An 18,096-nucleotide genomic window follows, 5' to 3' on the forward strand; every position below is an offset into this window, starting at 1 on the left:
GTAAAAGTACAATAATCTATGATTTTAAAAATTCAAGAATATGATTGTTTACTTCATTACTGTTTAGTGAATGCCCATAGCCATTAGTTGGGATAAGTTTGCTGTTTTTTAGGTTTTTATGTATAGCTACAGAATCGTTAAAAGGAATAATAGTGTCTTTTTTATCGTGAATAATTAAACCGTTAACTTGTATTGAAGACCCATATTTTGCTGTAGAAAATGCATTAGGAGGAGAGCCAAAACTTTTGATAACTAAATCTTCAAGAGCATTAATTACTTTAGAATTGTAATTTAATAAGTTAATGTAGTTTTCAAAAATAGCTGCAAATGCGTTTGGAGCTCCAAGTAAAACCAATTTTTTTAAACTAGGTAATTGGTGTTCTTTTTGAAAAAAAACCGAGGCCATTCCACCAACAGAATGTCCAATAATTATTTCTGGTTGAAACTTTTTAGATACTACATTTATGAATTCTGAATATAAAATGGCATTAAAAGTATTACTTCCCGAGTTGCCATGCGCTGGAGCATCTAAAGCAATTATATTATAATGTTCTTTTTGTAAATCTTTTATAAGGTTTTTCCATCTTACCGAATTACTCTCCCAGCCATGTGCTAATAAAATGGTTTTATTCTTACCTATCCATTGATAAGTAGCAATTTTTAAACCATTGTATTCTAATTCTAATGGTTTGGCAGATTTTAAAAATTCTAATAGTTCAGGTTTTATTTTGCCTTTTCTTGGTGTAGCAAAAATGGTTAAAGCTTTTTTTGCGGCGTATGTTTTTGAGACATGACTCGTAGTATTTATTAATTTACCAACTATTTTTGGTAATGCTTCTTCAATTTTCTTCTTCATCTACTACTTCATTGGTTTTTTCTTTATCATTCCTCCTTTTAAATCTTTAACAACACCCATAATAATAAAAGCTGTTTTGTCTATTTTATCAATTTCAGTTTGTAGTCTTGCTAATTCTAATCTAGTAACAACGGTGTAAATAATATCTTTATCATAGCTTTCGCCTGTAGATCCAAACCCGCCTTTGCCTGCATAAATAGTACAGGCTCTTCTAAGTTTTTTTGTTAACATTAGCCGCATATCTTCATGTTTGTTAGATATAATGGTTACGCCTACATATTCTTCAACACCATCAACAACAAAATCTACAGTTCGGGCAGCTGCCAAATACGTTAACATAGCATATAGAGAAGTTTCTATGGATAAAACATAAGCACCTAAAGAAAATATTATAATATTAATTAAAAATAATACATCGCCAATGGTAAGTGATAATTTTCTACTTAAAAAAATAGCTAAAACCTCGGTGCCATCAATAACACTTCCACCCCTCATAGATAAACCAATGCCTGAGCCTAAAAAGAAACCACCAAAAACAGCAATTAATAATTTATCTTCCGTAATGGTTGGGTAGTTTACAAAATGAACAATAAATGCTAAAAAAGTAATTGCCACAATACTTTTAATAGCGAATTTTTTACCTATTATTTTTGAAGCCAAAATTATAAAAGGAAGGTTTACTAAAAATAAAAGTAGTCCTAGGTTTAATGATGTAATATTTTCTAAAAGTAAAGAAATTCCTGTTGCTCCACCATCGATAAAGTTGTTTGGCAGTAAAAATCCTTTTAAACCAAAACCAGCTGAAAATACGCCCAAAATTATAAAAACATACTCTTTAATAGCATGAGATAGTTCTACTTGAAGTTTTCTAACTAAAGGAACAATTTCTTTTTTGCTTACCGTTTTTTTAGCACTTTTACCTTCAAGCTTTTTGCGGGCAACTGTTATTAAAAGCTTTGAGATAAAAGGATTCATAGAATTTCGTTTTGTTATAATTTACTCCAATTTAAGAAAAAGTATTTTATTTTAGCGTTATCTGGAATATGCACTGCTTCAATATTTAAATCCATATTAAAACGAAGGTTTGCAGGGAGTTCTTTTTTATCAATAGCAAAGGTTGCATTAATGTCGTTTACAGAAACCACAACAGAGTTTATTAAGTTGTCTATTCTCGAAATTTTGTAGTTGTCTGAAATGTCTTTAAAAGTACTTAAAGTGGTAATGTTTTTATTGGTTTTAAAGCGCGAATCAAAAATTTGAATACTTTCAATAACCGAAGTAGAATCTAATGATTGCCTTGGGGTTAATGTTAATAGTTTTTTGCCGCCTTTTTCAAAAATTTCAATATCATTTACATGTCCAGTAAATTCGTCTCCACTAATAGGTTTTACAATAGAATCTTTATTAAAAATAATTTCTAAATCTTTAACTTGAGTAGAATCGGTTAGTAATCCAATATGTTGTTTGCTAATTTGAAACGGATCTTGTTCTTTTTTGCAACTAGTAAAAAATAGGGTTAATATTATGAGGCTAAATATTGATTTGTTCATGAGTCTTTATTATTAATTAGGGATTAAAAAAAGTGTTGTACAGCCTTTTTACTTTTTTAAAACTTTAGTTAAGATGCCAAAAACACTTCTTATAAAAGTGGCACTTGTAAGTACTTTTACAACGGGATTCATACGAGTGCTTTTTCGTCTTGATGACGATGTGCGTTTTTTAGATTCAGCTTTCTGTAGCGTTTCTTTTTCTTTTCGTGCTTTTTCTTTGGCTTCTTCTGCTTCGGCTTGTTTTATTTTTTCATTAAGCATCTCATAAGCACTCTCTCTGTCAACATTTTCATTGTATTTTTTAACAAGTTTTGATTTTAAAAGTAGATTGCTTAATTCATTATCTGTCAATACATCCATTCTGCTCATAGGTGCACGCATCATGGTTGCGGCAAGTGGTGTTGGTCGTCCTTTTTCATCTAAAGCAGATACTAAGGCTTCTCCTATGCCCAATGATGTTAATACTTCGGTAGTGTCATAGTATTCAGAGTCTGGATAGTTTTGTGCCGTTAATTTAATAGCTTTTCTGTCTTTTGCGGTGAAAGCTCTTAACGCGTGTTGAACTTTTAGTCCTAGTTGACCCAAAACAGCTTCAGGAACATCGGTTGGGTTTTGTGTTACAAAATACAGCCCAACACCTTTACTACGTATCAATTTTACAATGCTTTCAATCTGATTTAGTAAAGCTTTTGATGCTTCATTGAAAATTAAATGCGCTTCGTCAATAAACATAATAAGTTCAGGTCTATCACTATCACCCTGCTCTGGGAAAGTGGAGTAAATTTCAGCTAATAAACTTAGCATAAATGTTGAAAATAACTTAGGTCTATCTTGTATATCGGTAAGTCTGATGATGTTAATATAACCTCTACCATCTTCATCAACACGTAACAAATCATCAACATCAAAAGAGGTTTCGCCAAAAAATAAATCAGCACCTTGTTGCTCTAACTCAATAACTTTTCTTAGGATTGCGCCTGTTGATGCTGTTGATATTCTGCCATAAGCTTCGGTAAATTCTTTTTTACCTTCGTTGGTAGCATATTGCAATATTTTTTTAAAATCTTTTAAATCAAGAATTGGATATTTATTATCGTCGCAGTATTGAAAAATAACAGCTACTACACCAGATTGGGTTTCGGATAAATCCAGAATACGCGATAATAAAACAGGGCCAAACTCGCTTACAGTTGCTCTTAGTCTAACTCCATTTTGCTCAGAAAGTGTTAAAATTTCAACAGGAAACGATTTGGCTTCAAACGGTAATCCAATTTTTTGGTGGCGTTCATCAATTTTAGGGTGCCCAGGACTTGGTTGTGCTAATCCGCTTAAATCACCTTTAATATCCATGAGTAAAACAGGAATACCTTTATCGCTTAAATTTTCGGCTAAAACCTGTAGTGATTTTGTCTTTCCTGTTCCCGTAGCACCAGCAATTAAACCATGGCGGTTCATGGTTTTTAAAGGGATTTTTACATGAGCACCTGTAACGGTTTCTCCATCTAGTATTGCAGCGCCAATAGGTATAAAATCACCTTTTGTAGTATTGCCTTTAGTAATATATTTAAAAAAAGTGTCCTTATTACTCATGCTTTAAAAGTTTGTATAAAAGTACAGGAAAAATGAAGAAGAAAAAAATAGGGATTATGTAAAAAAAGTGATTAACTTATTAATGTTACTTAATCGCATAGTTATTGTTAAATAATCAACTTGATAACCTTTGTTTTTTGCTTTTGGCATAGTATAATTTGCTTTATTAAAATCAATATTATATGTATCTTTGTTGGCTATGAATAAAGAGATACAATTGTTAGTAAATAAAGGCAAAATGCTACCTTTAATGGAGGAGTTTTATACTATTCAAGGAGAAGGCTATCATAAAGGGACAGCGGCTTATTTTATTCGAATAGGAGGCTGTGATGTGGGTTGCCATTGGTGCGATGTAAAAGAAAGTTGGAATGCCGATTTGCATCCGCCAACTGAAGCTACTAAGATTGTAGAAAATGCAAAAAAGCATAGCGATACTATTGTTATTACAGGTGGAGAACCGTTAACTTGGGATATGACATTTTTAACTAATAAGTTAAAGACTGAAGGTTTGCAAACACATATTGAAACTTCAGGGGCCTATAAATTAACAGGTACTTGGGATTGGATTTGTTTATCTCCAAAGAAAATGAAACTACCTACTAAAGAAGTTTATGAGAATGCTCATGAACTTAAAGTAATTGTTTATAATAAAGACGATTTTCGTTTTGCTGAGGAGCAAGCTTCTAAAGTAAATAAAAAGTGCATTTTATACTTACAACCAGAATGGAGTAAACGCGATAAAGTTGTTCCAGAAATTGTAGATTATGTAATGGCAAATCCAAAATGGAAAGTGTCTTTACAAACACATAAGTATTTGAATATTCCTTAGATTTCAATCTTATGTTATAAAACAAACAGTTCCGATATGTAAATATACTATCGGAACTTTTTTAGTTTTGTTAACATCTAGTTTATTTTGTGAAAGGCACAACAATTCTTGTGGTTCCCCATCCTAAATACATGTTTATATTTTTATCCGTTTCATTAAAAACAATTGAAAAACTTTTATAAAAGTAAGCTAGGAATGTTAAAGTTTACTTTAAGTAGCTAAAAACAAAAAAAGCTTCAGGAATAACTAAAGCTTAATTTTTTTAATGAAGTTAGAATAATTACTTACGCATTACTCTAACATTCATTTCTTCTACTTTTTTATCAGATAACGGTGAAGGCGAACCAAATAATAAATCTTCACTGGTTCCTGTTTTTGGGAATGCCATAACCTCTCTAATAGATGTTTTCTTTTCTAAAATCATCATCAATCTATCAACACCCCAGGCAATACCCCCGTGTGGTGGTGCGCCATAATGGAATGCTTCGTACATCGTGCCAACACTTTTAAGCATTTCTTCTTTGTTGTAACCCATGTTTTTATAGGTTGCTTCTAATATTTCTGGCTTATGAGCACGGACAGAACCGCCGCCAATTTCGTAGCCATTTAGTATTAAATCGTATTGCTGTGCAATGATGGTTCCAATTTCATCTTCTTTACCATTCATGTGCTTGTCAATATCATAGGTTGCTGGCATAGAGAATGGGTTGTGAGTAAATGTCCAACGGCCTTCATCTGTTTTTTCAAACATAGGGAAGTCAACCACCCATGCAGGTCTTAACTCTTTAGGGTTTATTAATCTTAGCATGGCTCCTAATTCTTGACGAACAGCATCTAAAGCTTTGTTAGCAGTTTCGTAATCGGCAGCAGAAAAGAATACAATGTCACCAACTTGAGCATTGGTAGCTTTAATTATGCCAGCAGCAATGTCTTCACCTAAGAATTTAATTATTGGCGATTGTAAATCATTTTCGTTAACAATAATATAAGCTAAACCTCCTAAGCCGTTTTGTTGTGCAATTGCCGTTAGTTTTTCTATTTGTCCTTTAGATAAACGTTTTTTGCCTTGTTCTTCTTTAGATACTTTGATACATTTTACAATACCGCCCTCATCAATAGGTTTACTAAATACCTGGAAAGTTGTTTCCTTTACAATATTCGTAATGTCTTCCATCTGTAATCCGAAACGTAAATCTGGTCTGTCGCAACCATATTTATCCATGGCATCATTATAAGTGATAATTTCAAACGGACGTAAAATCCATTTTTTACCATATATTTTTGATACGATGTTGTTAAATATGGCTGTATTCAAATCTATAATTTGTTGCATACTAGCGTATGCCATTTCTATATCTAATTGAGTGAATTCTGGTTGACGATCGCCACGAGAATCCTCATCTCTAAAACAACGTGCTATTTGGAAATATTTCTCATAACCAGACACCATCAAAATTTGTTTGAATTGTTGTGGGGCTTGTGGTAGCGTATAGAACGAACCTGCCTTTTTTCTAGTAGGTACAATAAACTCTCTTGCGCCTTCATCAGTACCAGCTGTTAGTATTGGTGTTTCTACTTCGATAAATTCTTGTTCGTCTAAAATGTCACGCATCAATTTAATGACTTTATGACGGTTAATTATTGTTCTACGAACATCATCATTTCTGTGATCTAAATATTTATATTGAAAACGAACAGACTCATTTGTTTTTGTGGCTCTCTTTATTTCGAAAGGTAAAGTTTTAGATAGGTTTAAAATATCTAAATGAGATGTTTCTAATTCTATGGTTCCTGTGCGAAGCGATGCATTATAATCATCTTCTTTACGCTGAACAACAGTTCCTGTAACTGTTATCACCGATTCTGGTTTTAATTTTACAAGATCGTCTAGATTGGCAAACGATTCTCTACTTAACCGTACTTGGAAAACTTCGTTGCTAGAATCGCGTAAATCGATAAACATTAGTTCGCCATGATCTCGCACACTAGATACCCAACCAGCAAGTGTTGCTGTTTTTGAAATTGAGTTTTCGGATAAATCGGATATTTTATGTGTTCTATATTCGTCTTTAATAATTAAAGGAATCTCAGGAAGTACTTCTTCGGTTTGAGCTGTTTCTTGTTGGTTATTGTTTGTTGGGGTTTCTTTGCTTCTTTCTTCCGTCTTCTGGCTTTCAGCATTAGTAGAAAGTACATTCAAAATACCTTGACGAATTACTTTTCCTGAAGCACCTTTTCCAATAATAGCAATCACTTTTCCAACTAAGATTCCTGCTTTTCCTTGATTGCCATTTTTTATATCGTTGGCAACAGCTTCGTTTTCTAATATTACTTTTTGAATAGCATTTTCAATCTGAGATTCAGATATGGTATTGTCTTCAAAGTATTTATTATAATTAAAATCTCTGTCTTTTAGATACCTTGTAATGGCATTTTGAACGAGAACAGACGTTATTTTTTCATCTTTAAAAAGTTGGAAGATTTCAATAAGATGTTCGATTCTGTGTATATCTGCATATTCATCGGCTCCAATATTGTTTACTAAAGTTTTAGCAACAAAAGATGGATCTTTTATAACATTGTTAATAGCTACAAAAGTTTTAGAACGTAACGAATCTGCTGTAAAAAACTTAGCGTCTTGTGGTAAAACACCACCTTTTATTAAAATGGATTCTACGGCATAAGGAAGTGTGCTTAAATCGACATCAATAGATTCAATTACGTCTTTAATAGAAACAAACGGTAAATCGGGTTCAGATATAAAGCGATAATCGGCTTCAAATTCTTTTTTACGCATGGTTTTGGTTTGCTTCAATTCGGCATCCCATAAAACCGTTGTTTGGTCTGGTCTAAATTCTTTATGCTCTAAAAAGTAGTTCAGTTGTTTTTCAACTTCTTCTTTTAAGGCATCAACCATAAACTTAAAAGAGTTTAGGTTTTTTATTTCGGTACGCGGATTTAAATCGTAACTTCTTTTTTTACGAAGCGATACTGAAACGTCCGATTTAAATTCACCTTTTTCTAGGTTAGCTTCACTTATTTTTAAATTTTGAACAATACGTTGTATGTATTGTGCGTATGTTGAAGCATCTTCAATATGACGAATACAAGGTTCGGTTACAATTTCAATAAGTGGTACACCTGCTTTATTAAAATCGACTAACGATGTTTTTTTTTCGTGCATCAATTTAGCAGCGTCTTCTTCAATATGAACTTGCGTTAAATTTACAGTGAATTGTGAACCGTCATTACGGTAACAAGATACTTGTCCGTCTGGAATCACAGGATTATGAAACTGCGTAATTTGGATGTTTTTCGGGTTGTCTGGGTATTCGTAATGCTTTCTGTCCCAAGAAATAACTTCGTTTTCAAACGTTGATTTTACGGCTTTTCCAAAATAAATAGCCTTTGTAATAGCGTCTTTATTTATGGCTGGTAAAACCCCCATTTGTCCTGTACATACCGAACAAATATTTTGGTTTGGCGTATCTATTTCTTGATTAGGACAAGAACAAAATAATTTGGTTTTGGTGTTTAATCGAACATGTGTTTCTAGTCCAATTACCAATTCTAAATCCTGGGCTTTTAAAGCCTCGTTTATTTGCTCTAATTCCATTATATCGTATCTTTTAAGAAGTTAGCAAACTTCAAAACAAGTTCATCATTTTTTTTTGCAGCCGTAATTTGTAATCCTGTGGCAGTACCTTGTGGTATGGTTAGCGTTGGTAATTGTCCTAAGCTAAAACCTACCGTGTACGCATCAGATAAATACATGGCGTGTGGGTCTTTTAAACTATCACCTATTTTGGGAGGTGTGCTTGGTGTTACAGGTGATAGGATGATATCTACTTCATTAAAATCGTTATTAAAATTTTCTGAAATTTGATTGCGAATTGCTAATCCTTTTAAATAGATTTCATCTGAAAATCCTTGAGATAATACCTGATTGCCACCAACAATTCTGCGTTTTGTTTCTTCTGAAAAATTCTCAGAACGTGTTACGGCATAGGTTTCTTTTAAATTTTCGGCTTCAATTCTGTTACCGTAGTTGGTACCGTCTAAACGCGATAAGTTAGAGGCTGTTTCTGCCATTGCTAAGGTGTAATAAGTAGAAACTAAAGTTTCAGACTCAAAGAAATCTAAAGCTTTTACTGTAATACCTTTTGCTTTTATTTTTTCAATAGTTGCTAAAAAATCAGCTTTTACTTGTACATCAATCGCATCACTTTCAATAAAATTTTTGAAGTAACCAACCGTTTTAATGCTATCGGAATTTAAAATTGAATCTTCATTTATTTCCGCGGAAGCGTAAGAGGTTTGATCTTTAGCATCTTTTCCACTCATTATATTCAATACAATACGAATATCTTCAATAGATTTTGCTAAAGGTCCTACGCAGTCTGTAGACGATGCATAGGCCATTAGTCCGTAACGCGAAATACGTCCGTAACTAGGTTTTAAACCATATATATTATTGTAGCCAGCAGGTTGACGCACCGAACCTCCTGTATCGCCACCAATAGAAAATACTGTAAAATCTTTAGCCACGTTAACTGCTGATCCTCCACTTGAACCTCCTGCAACTAAGTTGGTATCTGTAGCGTTTTTAACAGCTCCAAAAATGGTATTTTCGCTAGAAGAGCCATGACCAAAACTATCGCAGTTTTCTTTTACAATAGGTATTGCGCCAGCATCTAATAGCTTTTGTATAGCTGTTGCTGTGTATGCCGATTTGTAGTTTTTTAATAAATTAGAACTTGCCGTTGTATAAGAGCCTTGAAGCATATATACATCTTTAATTCCAAACGGAATGCCTTCTAGTAAACCTATGGTTTCTCCGTTTGCAATTTTATCATCTACCTTGGCGGCTAAATTTAATGCTAAAGTGTCTAATAGAGAATTAACAGTATTATGGGCATTGTTTTTTAGTAAATCTAATTTTTGCTGTATCAAATCTGTACAACGTACTTGTTTAGACACCAATTGCTGGTGTATTTGTTTTATTTGAGACTCCATAATTTTACTCTTCAATAACTTTAGCTACTACTAAATAACCATCTTTCTCTTTTGGGAAGTTTTCTTTGATGATTTGTTTTTCAGTTTCAGAACTTTCAATCACAACATCATCTCTTAAATCATTTAAACAAATGCAATTATTGTTATTAAAAACATTATTAAAGGTGTTATTTGTTGAATTAGCGTTTTTAATTACTTCAAATAATTTGTTCACAGCCTCAGAGGGTTCTGCTCCTTTAATACTCGACAAAATGTCGACTGTCATAATTTTACTCATGCTTTTAAATCTTAATTTTTATAGTGGAAATTTTAGGAGGTAAAATTACAAAAGTTTTCACGGAGTTTAAGTATTAAAGCTTTTAAACTTAATTCAAGTCAAATCTTAGGATAATCTGTTTTAAAATATTGAAAATTAGTAAAATTTCGTTATAAATTTATATGTAAACATGGTATTATTTAAAAATATGAAAGGGTATTTGTGAAGTATGTTTTTAAAGTTTTAAATGTAATCTTAAATTTTTTTAAAAAAAAGGATAATTTTATGCTCTGTAAGCCTTTAATTGGAGACTTTAGAAAGGAAAAACAAACTTAAAATATCTCGTTTTAGCCGTTTTTTAGTTTTTATTAATTTTATAAGGGTAAATAAAATAGTAAAATCTAATTTAAGACATATTTCAAGCGTTTTAAGACATTTTTAAGTAATTAACAATTGTTGATAAATATCATTTAAACACGCCAAAAATCTAAAAAAAAGCATCTATATTTCGTATATTTGTTAGTGATGAAATGATGCATTTGCGTCATTTTTTTATGACATAAAACTAAACTTTAAATTTTTATATAAATATTAATTATGAGCGAAGAAAAAGAAGAATTTAATAAACACAATTATTCGGCAGATAGTATTCAGGCTTTAGAAGGAATGGAGCACGTGCGTATGCGTCCTTCTATGTATATTGGCGATGTTGGTACGCGCGGTTTACACCATCTAGTTTACGAGGTTGTAGATAACTCGATTGATGAGGCTTTAGCGGGTCATTGTAACAATATTACGGTTATTATAAATGAGGATAATTCGATAACTACCGAAGATGACGGTCGAGGTATCCCTGTCGATTTACATAAAAAAGAAGGTGTTTCAGCGCTTGAGGTTGTAATGACTAAAATTGGAGCAGGCGGTAAGTTTGATAAAGATTCTTATAAAGTGTCAGGAGGGTTGCATGGTGTTGGTGTATCTTGTGTAAACGCTTTATCAGAACATTTAAAAGCTACTGTTTACAGAAATGGAGAAATTTGGGAACAAGAGTATGAGAGAGGTAAAACCTTATATCCTGTAAAAAAAGTAGGAACCACTGAAAAAAGAGGAACTATTGTTACTTTTAAGCCAGATCCAACCATTTTTACACAAACCTTAGAATATAGTTACGATACTTTAGCAAGTCGTTTACGCGAACTAGCATTTTTAAATAAAGGCATTACAATTCATTTAGTAGATAGACGAACTAAAAAAGAAGATGGTGAATTTGAAGGTGAAACATTTCATTCAGATGAGGGGCTAAAAGAATTTATTAGATACTTAGATGCAACACGTGAGCCTTTAATGAAAGATGTTATTGCTTTTGAAGGTGAGAAAAATGGTGTTCCTGTTGAGGTAGCAATGATTTATAATACCTCCTATGCTGAGAATTTACACTCGTATGTAAACAATATTAATACACACGAAGGAGGAACGCACTTATCTGGTTTTCGTAGAGGATTAACACACACATTAAAAAAGTATGCTGATGAATCTGGTATGCTAGATAAATTAAAATTTGATATAGCTGGCGATGATTTTCGTGAAGGTTTAACCGCTATTATTTCGGTAAAAGTTCAAGAACCACAATTTGAAGGCCAAACTAAAACTAAGTTAGGTAACAGAGAAGTTTCTGCTGCAGTGAGTCAATCTGTTTCAGAAATGTTAACCGATTATTTAGAAGAGAATCCAGATGATGCTAAAACTATTGTACAGAAAGTAATTTTAGCAGCTCAAGCACGTCATGCAGCCCAAAAAGCGCGTGAAATGGTTCAGCGTAAAACGGTAATGAGTATTGGTGGTTTGCCAGGAAAATTAAGTGACTGCTCTGAGCAAGATCCTGCAAAATGCGAAGTGTTTCTTGTTGAGGGAGATTCGGCAGGAGGTACTGCAAAACAAGGTCGTGATAGAGCTTTTCAAGCTATTTTACCATTACGTGGTAAAATTTTGAATGTTGAAAAAGCTATGACACATAAAGTGTTTGAAAATGAAGAGATTAAAAATATATTTACAGCTTTAGGAGTAACTATAGGAACAGAAGAAGATAGTAAAGCGCTAAACCTCTCAAAATTGCGATATCATAAAGTGGTTATTATGTGTGATGCCGATATTGATGGTTCTCACATCGCAACCTTAATTCTAACATTTTTCTTTAGATATATGAAAGAATTGATTGAAAATGGGCATATATACATTGCAACACCGCCTTTATATTTAGTTAAGCGTGGGGCTAAAAAGCAATATGCATGGTCTGATCAAGAACGGGATGAAATTATTGCAGAGTTTGGTGACGGTTCAAAAATTCAACGTTATAAAGGTCTTGGAGAAATGAATGCAGAACAACTTTGGGACACTACAATGAATCCTGAATTTAGAACAATGCGCTTAGTACAAATAGATAATGGTACAGAGGCAGATAGAATTTTTTCAATGTTAATGGGAGATGAAGTTCCACCACGTAGGGATTTTATTGAAAAGAATGCCATATATGCAAATATTGATGCGTAGATAAAAAGAAAAAGAAGGTTTATAAATTTTATACCATATTTTTAAGTTACCGACAATTATTTTCAGCTTCGGCAAGCTCATTATTAATGATGGATAAGCTAATAATATAATCAATATTTGTATTAAGGAAAATTAATATTTTCTTTAGAAACTATCCGTAGCGGAGAATGATAAATGGAATCTGGTTTTTTATTAAGCAAAAGATAGTCGCTTAAAAGTTTTATGCTTTTATACCCTTGAAAGTAGGGCTCTTGACTAATTAAAAAATCAATAGTTTCATTTTTTAAAAAATGATTGTTCTTGTCATTAGTGTCATATCCAACTATTTTAATATCTTGAAGATTATATGTTTCAATATAATTGGCGATTAAATTAGTATAACTGGATGGAACAAATAAACCTTTAATCTTGTTATTTATTGTAAACTGCTTATCTAATGCTATATTTATAGCTTCTTGGTTTTTTATATTAGAAATAAGGACTTCCTCTATCTTAATGGAATTGTTTTTTTTCTTAAAATAGAATTTAAATCCTTGTATTCTATTATTAATTGCTAAATAATTATCTTTATTTAATCTTAGTATAGGAATTAATACATGGCTTAAATCTGGAATCATTAAATTCATTAATTTACCAGCTAAATAACCACTTTTAAAAGAATCTTGACCAATAAAAGACATTGGATTTAAATCTTTTATTTCAATGTTAATAAATATATAAGGTGTGTTGTTATTGTCTAAATTATGAATAAGACTCTTTGTTTCCTTGTAAAATACAGGGGCTATTAAAACAGCATCAAACTTGTCTTTAATAATCTTTTTAAATGCATTTGTATAGGATATTGGATCAAATTGATTGAATAGAAAAAAAGTTGTAGATGTTTTAAAATTTTTTATTTCTTCGGTTGCCTTTTCTATACCCCTTTTAGGTTGTGACCAAAACTCATTTTCATTGTTTGACTCAGGTATTAGTATGGCAATTTTATAACTTTTATTAAGAGCCAAAGTGCTAGCTATCCTATTTATTTGAAAATTATGTTCTTTAATTATTTTTTCAACATGAGATTTGGTTTTTTTGGAAACACCTGGTCTATCATGTATCACTCTATCTACAGTACCTATAGATACATTAGCTTTTTTTGCAATATCTTTAATTGTTATCAAAGGTAATAGGTGTTTAATTTTAAGTTAAATTGCAAAAATACAAAAGATTGATTATTTATTTTGTGTAAAGCTTGTACATATCATATAAATTTGTAATTTTACGTGTGCGTACACGAAGATTTAATTTAAAACAGTTTTTTATAAAATCATGATACAATTAAAATTTAAACTATTATTTTTTACAAGTCTTTTTTTAGTTACTTTTTTAAGTACAAAGTCTTATTCACAAGTAGAGAACGACGGTTGGGTGTCTCTTTTTAATGGTAAAGATTTAACAGGTTGGAAACAACTTAATGGAGATGCAGAGTATAAAGTTGAAAATGGTCAAATTGTTGGCGTTACAAAAACCAAAATACCTAATAGTTTTTTATGTACTCAAAGTAATTACAATGATTTTATTTTAGAATTTGACGTATTTTTAGATCCAGAAATTAATAGTGGAGTTCAGTTTAGAACTAATAGCATTAAATCTTATAAAAAAGGAAGAGTACATGGGTATCAATTTGAATTAGATCCAAGTGTACGAGCATTTAGTGGTGGTATTTACGATGAGGCTAGGAGAGGTTGGATGTACCCATTGTCGCTTAACCCTAAAGGAAGAACAGCTTTTAAAAATGGTGTTTGGAACACATGTAGGATTGAAGCTATTGGAAACTCTATAAGAACATGGATTAACGGCATACAATGTGCTAATTTGGTTGATGACTTAACAGCATCTGGATTTATAGCGCTTCAAGTACATGGTATTGGAAACAATGAAGCTCATGCTGGTAAAGAAATAAAATGGAGAAATATTAGAATAAAAACAGAAAATTTAGAAAAAGAACGTTGGCATGTGAGCTCAAAAGCTCGAGAAATGAGTTATTTAATTAATAAGATTACCGATAATGAAAAAAGAAATGGTTGGCGATTATTATGGGATGGAAAAACAACAAAAGGCTGGAAAGGAGCTAAACTAAATCATTTTCCAAAATCCGGATGGGAAATAAATAATGGTGTTTTATCTGTTTTGGCTACTGATGGAGGAGAATCTACTGGGCCAGGCGATATTATTACAGAAGACGTTTTTAGTAATTTTGAATTAGAGTTAGAGTTTAAATTAACCAAAGGAGCTAATAGTGGGATTAAATACTTTGTAGATCCTGAATTAAATAAAGAAGCCGGTTCTGCAATAGGTTGCGAGTTTCAAATTTTAGATGACAAAAATCACCCAGATGCAAAACAAGGTGTTAAAGGAAATAGAACTTTAGGTTCGCTTTACGATTTAATCACAGCCGAAAATCTTTCTACACCCGGTCGTGGGAAACAATTTAAAGGTATAGAAAATTGGAATAAAGCAAGAATAGTAGTAAAAGACGGAAAAGTTGAACATTGGTTAAACAACGAAAAAACTATAGAATATAATAGGTTTTCTCAAATGTTTAGAGCCTTAGTGGCTTATAGTAAATATAGTAAGTGGTCAAAATTTGGACAATGGGCTAGTGGTCACATTTTATTGCAAGATCACGGAGATACCGTACATTTTAGAAGTGTAAAAATAAGAGAGTTTAATTAAAAAACAGCTTAAACATGATTTCAAACAGGAGAGATTTTATAAAAAAAGCTACAGTTGGAGCAGTAGGAGTTACATTAACAAGTGGATTAACAAGTATGTCTGCTCAAAGTTATTCTAGAATACTAGGGGCAAATGAAAAAATTGGTTGTGCCGTTATTGGAGTAAGAAGTAGAGCAAAAGCACATATAATAGCCATTCATCAAGATTTAAATGCCGAAATACTTTATAACTGCGACGTAGATGATACCATTTTAGAGGAACACAATGTGTGGTGTAAAAAGAATATTGGATATATTCCTAAAGTAGAAAAAGATTTTAGAAAGATTTTAGAAGATAAAAATGTAGATGCTGTTTTTATTGCAACTCCAGAACATTGGCATGCACCTATGTCTATTCTAGCTATGCAAGCAGGAAAACATGTTTACGTTGAGAAACCTTGTAGCCATAATCCTTATGAAAATGATCTTTTAGTTGCTGCTCAAAAAAAATATGGTAAAAAAGTGCAAATGGGTAACCAACAGCGTTCTGCTCCAACTTCAATGCAAGCTATTCAGGATATAAAAGAGGGAATTATTGGAAATGTTTATAAAGGCGAGGCTTATTATTCTAACAATAGAGGTTCAATAGGTATTGGAAACAAAATAGAAATCCCTAAAACATTAGATTGGGATTTGTGGCAAGGACCAGCACCTAGAACAAGTTATAAGGATAACATTCATCCATACAATTGGCATTGGTTTCGTAGCTGGGGAACAGGAGAAATCCATAACAACGGAACACACGAAATTGATATTTGCCGATGGGCATTAGGAGTTGATTTGCCAGAAAGCGTAACCTCTTTTGGAGGTAAATACACCTATAATGATGATTGGGAATTTGTAGATAACCAACAGGTTACTTATATGTTCGCTAATGATAAATTTATTACTTGGACAGGGCATAGTAGAGGCGTAATGAAACCTGAAAGAGGTAGAGGTACTACTATTTATGGCAGTAAAGGCTCTATACAATTAGATCGTAATTTCTATAGGCTGTTTGATTTACAAGGAAACCTTATAAAGGAAGAGCTTGAAAAAAATACCAGCGCAACTACAAACACTAGAGGTATTGGTGGATTAGATGTATACCATGTTAGTAATTTCTTTGATGCTATTAGAAAAGATAAAAGTTTAAATTCTGATATTCAAGATGCTAGTACATCTACAATGCTATGCCATTTAGGTAATATGGCACAAGATGCAGGAGAAACTTTAAAAATAGATTCTAAAACTGGTAAAGTTTTAAATAATGATAAGGTAATGCAACTCTGGAAAAGAGAATATCAAGAAGGTTGGGAGCCTAAATTATAAATTAATACAAACTTTTATTTAAGTAATTTAAGGTAAATTTATTTTAGCCCTTTTGTAGAATAGGTCTTTAAATATTAATTTTCTATTAGCTGAAACTTACATAAAATACCGTTAAAAAGTAAATTTTTACCGATAAAGTGTTGTTTTTTGAAAAATTTTATTACATTTGATTTAACCAAATTAATTAAAATGAAAAAGTTAACACTACTTATGTTGTTTTTTCTAGCAACTCAAATCTCAAACTCCCAAGAATTAGAAAGTATTTTATTAGCAGCTCAAGGTGATGCAAATAAGTTAACAGAAGCTTATTCTAAACCAGCAATAGCAGGTTTAATTTATGGCATGAATAGTGGTTGGTATCATACAGCTAAGGTTCATAAAAAATTAGGTTTCGATATTTCTATTGGTTTTAACGCTTCAATGGTTCCTAATAAGGATGAGCTAATCACTTTTGGAAACTTAGGTTTAACGAATATAACTTCTGCCTCTGCAACTAGTCCAACTTTAGCTGGTTCTGGTGATGGTGCTCAAATGTTGGTAGGAGCAACAGTTCAAGGACAATCAGTTACGGCTTCTTTTGTAATGCCTTCTGGAATTCAAGACGACCTACCTTTAAACGCAGTTCCTACACCAGCTGTACAATTGAGTTTGGGTTTACCTTACAAATTTGATGTTATGGTGAGATTAGTACCTGAAGTAGGAAGCGATGATGTTAAAGGAAAATTATTGGGGTTAGGACTAAAAAAAGAAATTACAAGCATTTTTGGACCATTAGATAAATTACCGTTACATGTATCATTATTAGCAGCTTACACTTCTATGGATGTTAATTATAATATGGATGGAAATACAATTCCTGGGCAAAATCAAATCGCAACATTCGATTTAAATTCATTTACTGCTCAAGTCATAGCATCGTTAAATTTTCCAATTATAAATATATATGGAGGATTAGGTTATAGCGGAGGTAATTCTACTTTAAAAATGTTAGGAACTTACGATTTAGAATATACACCTGTTGTAGCTGGACCAACAATTACCGAAACAGTTACAGATCCAATAAATTTAGATTTTAACGCTAGTGGGTTTAGAACAACCTTAGGCGTAAGATTAAGCCTAGGCTTTTTCAAAATATTTGCAGATTATACGTTACAAGAATACAATACAGCATCAGCTGGAATTGCATTTAGTTTTAGATAATTTTTGTTTTAGTTAGTTTATTAGTTAGTTAAAAAAAGAGGCTGTCTGAAAAGGCAGTCTTTTTTTTTTTTTGCAAATTTTCTAGTAAATTCTTAACTTTAAGGATGAGCAGAAAAGTCATTTTTAAGACCTACAACCAAGATCAGTTAAGTCTTTTACCACCCAGTTATGATGATTTAGTTCCA

At 32.0% G+C, this 18,096-nt stretch carries 13 protein-coding genes; 5 read left to right on the plus strand and 8 right to left on the minus strand.

Annotation, left to right across the window (positions count from 1 at the left end; all coding sequences use genetic code 11):
• Window positions 1-16: 16 nt before the first annotated feature.
• From L3X37_RS12930 to L3X37_RS12945, 4 genes are read right to left on the minus strand one after another with little or no spacing between them, the layout of a single operon-like run.
• Window positions 17-856 carry an alpha/beta fold hydrolase gene (locus tag L3X37_RS12930; RefSeq protein ID WP_237240595.1) on the minus strand — a complete coding sequence of 280 codons (840 nt, stop codon included), beginning with the start codon at window positions 854-856 and terminating at the stop codon, window positions 17-19.
• Between the two features lie 3 nt (window positions 857-859).
• Window positions 860-1,831: a YitT family protein gene (locus L3X37_RS12935; RefSeq protein ID WP_237240596.1), complete on the minus strand. Its 972-nt coding sequence runs from the start codon at window positions 1,829-1,831 to the stop codon at window positions 860-862.
• Between the two features lie 14 nt (window positions 1,832-1,845).
• Window positions 1,846-2,406, minus strand: a complete 561-nt coding sequence (locus tag L3X37_RS12940; protein WP_237240597.1) for a hypothetical protein — start codon at window positions 2,404-2,406, stop codon at window positions 1,846-1,848.
• Window positions 2,407-2,454: 48 nt separating this feature from the next.
• Window positions 2,455-3,996, minus strand: coding sequence for a helicase HerA-like domain-containing protein (locus tag L3X37_RS12945; RefSeq protein WP_237240598.1), 1,542 nt, complete (start codon window positions 3,994-3,996; stop codon window positions 2,455-2,457).
• A gap of 199 nt (window positions 3,997-4,195) precedes the next feature.
• Here L3X37_RS12945 and L3X37_RS12950 point away from each other — a divergent pair, with 199 nt between their 5' ends.
• Window positions 4,196-4,825: a 7-carboxy-7-deazaguanine synthase QueE gene (locus tag L3X37_RS12950; protein WP_237240599.1), complete on the plus strand. Its 630-nt coding sequence runs from the start codon at window positions 4,196-4,198 to the stop codon at window positions 4,823-4,825.
• A 280-nt stretch (window positions 4,826-5,105) separates the two neighbouring features.
• On the opposite strand, the gene gatB/aspS is transcribed toward L3X37_RS12950, so the two are convergent.
• The 3 genes from gatB/aspS to L3X37_RS12965 are packed head-to-tail and all read right to left on the minus strand — an operon-like array spanning window position 5,106 to window position 10,118.
• Entirely contained in the window at window positions 5,106-8,441 is a 3,336-nt protein-coding gene (gatB/aspS, locus tag L3X37_RS12955; protein WP_237240600.1) for a bifunctional amidotransferase subunit GatB/aspartate--tRNA ligase AspS, read from the minus strand.
• Window positions 8,441-9,841 (minus strand): amidase family protein, encoded by a 1,401-nt coding sequence (locus tag L3X37_RS12960; RefSeq protein ID WP_237240601.1) that lies wholly within the window; start codon window positions 9,839-9,841, stop codon window positions 8,441-8,443. Before L3X37_RS12960 ends, gatB/aspS begins: the two co-directional genes overlap by 1 nt.
• Before the next feature lie 4 nt (window positions 9,842-9,845).
• Window positions 9,846-10,118, minus strand: a complete 273-nt coding sequence (locus L3X37_RS12965; RefSeq protein ID WP_439654839.1) for a hypothetical protein — start codon at window positions 10,116-10,118, stop codon at window positions 9,846-9,848.
• A 576-nt stretch (window positions 10,119-10,694) separates the two neighbouring features.
• On the opposite strand from L3X37_RS12965, the gene gyrB reads away from it, so the two are divergent.
• Window positions 10,695-12,644, plus strand: a complete 1,950-nt coding sequence (gene gyrB / locus L3X37_RS12970; protein WP_237240603.1) for a DNA topoisomerase (ATP-hydrolyzing) subunit B — start codon at window positions 10,695-10,697, stop codon at window positions 12,642-12,644.
• A 122-nt stretch (window positions 12,645-12,766) separates the two neighbouring features.
• On the opposite strand, the gene L3X37_RS12975 is transcribed toward gyrB, so the two are convergent.
• Window positions 12,767-13,807: a LacI family DNA-binding transcriptional regulator gene (locus L3X37_RS12975; protein ID WP_237240604.1), complete on the minus strand. Its 1,041-nt coding sequence runs from the start codon at window positions 13,805-13,807 to the stop codon at window positions 12,767-12,769.
• Between the two features lie 148 nt (window positions 13,808-13,955).
• On the opposite strand from L3X37_RS12975, the gene L3X37_RS12980 reads away from it, so the two are divergent.
• From L3X37_RS12980 to L3X37_RS12990, 3 genes are all read left to right on the plus strand, one after another.
• Window positions 13,956-15,362 carry a 3-keto-disaccharide hydrolase gene (locus L3X37_RS12980; protein WP_237240605.1) on the plus strand — a complete coding sequence of 469 codons (1,407 nt, stop codon included), beginning with the start codon at window positions 13,956-13,958 and terminating at the stop codon, window positions 15,360-15,362.
• A gap of 14 nt (window positions 15,363-15,376) precedes the next feature.
• Window positions 15,377-16,711: a Gfo/Idh/MocA family protein gene (locus L3X37_RS12985; protein ID WP_262910829.1), complete on the plus strand. Its 1,335-nt coding sequence runs from the start codon at window positions 15,377-15,379 to the stop codon at window positions 16,709-16,711.
• A 189-nt stretch (window positions 16,712-16,900) separates the two neighbouring features.
• Window positions 16,901-17,911 (plus strand): DUF6588 family protein, encoded by a 1,011-nt coding sequence (locus tag L3X37_RS12990; protein WP_237240606.1) that lies wholly within the window; start codon window positions 16,901-16,903, stop codon window positions 17,909-17,911.
• Window positions 17,912-18,096: the final 185 nt, after the last annotated feature.

Source organism: Wocania arenilitoris, from assembly GCF_021728535.1.
In the GTDB taxonomy this organism is placed as follows: domain Bacteria; phylum Bacteroidota; class Bacteroidia; order Flavobacteriales; family Flavobacteriaceae; genus Wocania_A; species Wocania_A arenilitoris.

Excerpts from the sequence above, each read along its gene's own strand:
- L3X37_RS12930 (WP_237240595.1), bottom strand. The coding sequence starts at position 856 with ATGAAGAAGAAAATTGAAGAAGCATTACCAAAAATAGTTGGTAAATTA.
- L3X37_RS12990 (WP_237240606.1), top strand. The coding sequence starts at position 16,901 with ATGAAAAAGTTAACACTACTTATGTTGTTTTTTCTAGCAACTCAAATC.
- L3X37_RS12950 (WP_237240599.1), top strand. The coding sequence starts at position 4,196 with ATGAATAAAGAGATACAATTGTTAGTAAATAAAGGCAAAATGCTACCT.
- L3X37_RS12940 (WP_237240597.1), bottom strand. The coding sequence starts at position 2,406 with ATGAACAAATCAATATTTAGCCTCATAATATTAACCCTATTTTTTACT.
- L3X37_RS12945 (WP_237240598.1), bottom strand. The coding sequence starts at position 3,996 with ATGAGTAATAAGGACACTTTTTTTAAATATATTACTAAAGGCAATACT.
- L3X37_RS12960 (WP_237240601.1), bottom strand. The coding sequence starts at position 9,841 with ATGGAGTCTCAAATAAAACAAATACACCAGCAATTGGTGTCTAAACAA.
- L3X37_RS12965 (WP_439654839.1), bottom strand. The coding sequence starts at position 10,118 with ATGAGTAAAATTATGACAGTCGACATTTTGTCGAGTATTAAAGGAGCA.
- L3X37_RS12980 (WP_237240605.1), top strand. The coding sequence starts at position 13,956 with ATGATACAATTAAAATTTAAACTATTATTTTTTACAAGTCTTTTTTTA.
- L3X37_RS12985 (WP_262910829.1), top strand. The coding sequence starts at position 15,377 with ATGATTTCAAACAGGAGAGATTTTATAAAAAAAGCTACAGTTGGAGCA.
- gatB/aspS (WP_237240600.1), bottom strand. The coding sequence starts at position 8,441 with ATGGAATTAGAGCAAATAAACGAGGCTTTAAAAGCCCAGGATTTAGAA.
- L3X37_RS12935 (WP_237240596.1), bottom strand. The coding sequence starts at position 1,831 with ATGAATCCTTTTATCTCAAAGCTTTTAATAACAGTTGCCCGCAAAAAG.
- gyrB (WP_237240603.1), top strand. The coding sequence starts at position 10,695 with ATGAGCGAAGAAAAAGAAGAATTTAATAAACACAATTATTCGGCAGAT.